Here is an 841-nt window from a genome sequence, read left to right on the forward strand (position 1 = left end):
GAAGCTTGAGCATGCTTGGCGGAGATTGGACGGACGGAACGATGACGGATTTCAAGTGGCGCCATTTCCAGGGTGATGTGATCCTGTGGGCGGTGCGCTGGTATTGTCGCTATCCGATCAGCTATCGCGACCTTGAGGAAATGCTGGCGGAACGCGGCATTTCGGTCGACCATACGACGATCTATCGCTGGGTCCAGTGCTACGCCCCGGAGATGGAGAAGCGGCTGCGCTGGTTCTGGCGGCGTGGCTTTGATCCGAGCTGGCGCCTGGATGAAACCTACGTCAAGGTGCGGGGCAAGTGGACCTACCTGTACCGGGCAGTCGACAAGCGGGGCGACACGATCGATTTCTACCTGTCGCCGACCCGCAGCGCCAAGGCAGCGAAGCGGTTCCTGGGCAAGGCCCTGCGAGGCCTGAAGCACTGGGAAAAGCCTGCCACGCTCAATACCGACAAAGCGCCGAGCTATGGTGCAGCGATCACCGAATTGAAGCGCGAAGGAAAGCTGGACCGGGAGACGGCCCACCGGCAGGTGAAGTATCTCAATAACGTGATCGAGGCCGATCACGGAAAGCTCAAGATACTGATCAAGCCGGTGCGCGGTTTCAAATCGATCCCCACGGCCTATGCCACGATCAAGGGATTCGAAGTCATGCGAGCCCTGCGCAAAGGACAGGCTCGCCCCTGGTGCCTGCAGCCCGGCATCAGGGGCGAGGTGCGCCTTGTGGAGAGAGCTTTTGGCATTGGGCCCTCGGCGCTGACGGAGGCCATGGGCATGCTCAACCACCATTTCGCAGCAGCCGCCTGATCGGCGCAGAGCGACAGCCTACCTCTGACTGCCGC

Annotated in this window: 1 protein-coding gene; it reads left to right on the forward strand. The window is 61.2% G+C overall.

Annotated elements, in window-relative coordinates; translation table 11 throughout:
- Nucleotides 1–41 precede the first annotated feature (41 nt).
- Complete coding sequence (locus ACF8SD_RS11715; RefSeq protein ID WP_001389365.1) at nucleotides 42–806, forward strand: IS6-like element IS6100 family transposase; 765 nt, start codon at nucleotides 42–44, stop codon at nucleotides 804–806.
- Nucleotides 807–841: the final 35 nt, after the last annotated feature.

Origin of the sequence: Pseudomonas sp. CJQ_9 (assembly GCF_043106615.1) — a bacterium.
Lineage (GTDB): Bacteria > Pseudomonadota > Gammaproteobacteria > Pseudomonadales > Pseudomonadaceae > Aquipseudomonas > Aquipseudomonas juntendi.